The following is a 278-nucleotide window of genomic DNA, read 5'->3' on the forward strand; positions in this document are numbered from 1 at the left end:
GGCGAGGCGTCAAAACAAAAGAATTGGTCAGCTCCTTGAAAGACAAGGCAAGCATGCGTAAGGCGCCCAGTAACGCGCACTGGGGTTAAACAGCTCTAGCTGATATGCCTTAAGCGTTTTTTTTGCGAATACCGACTAAACATCGCCGGCAGATATCTTGTGGCGGCAATACCGGTTTCTCCGGCGCCGTTCAGGGTTTTGGGTCGGCCTTGAGATAGGCAATCACGTTGGCGATGTCGTCGTCGCTGGTCAGGCCGGTAAAGGCCATTCTGTTGCCG

The 278-nt window shown here is 53.6% G+C and carries 1 pseudogene; it reads right to left on the reverse strand.

The annotated features are described in order from the left end of the window. Nucleotides 1-190: 190 nt before the first annotated feature. A pseudogene (locus tag EN824_RS36780) lies at nucleotides 191-278 on the reverse strand (cytochrome c family protein); the annotation flags it as partial.

The organism is Mesorhizobium sp. M8A.F.Ca.ET.181.01.1.1 (assembly GCF_004792025.1).
Taxonomy (GTDB): Bacteria; Pseudomonadota; Alphaproteobacteria; order Rhizobiales; family Rhizobiaceae; genus Mesorhizobium.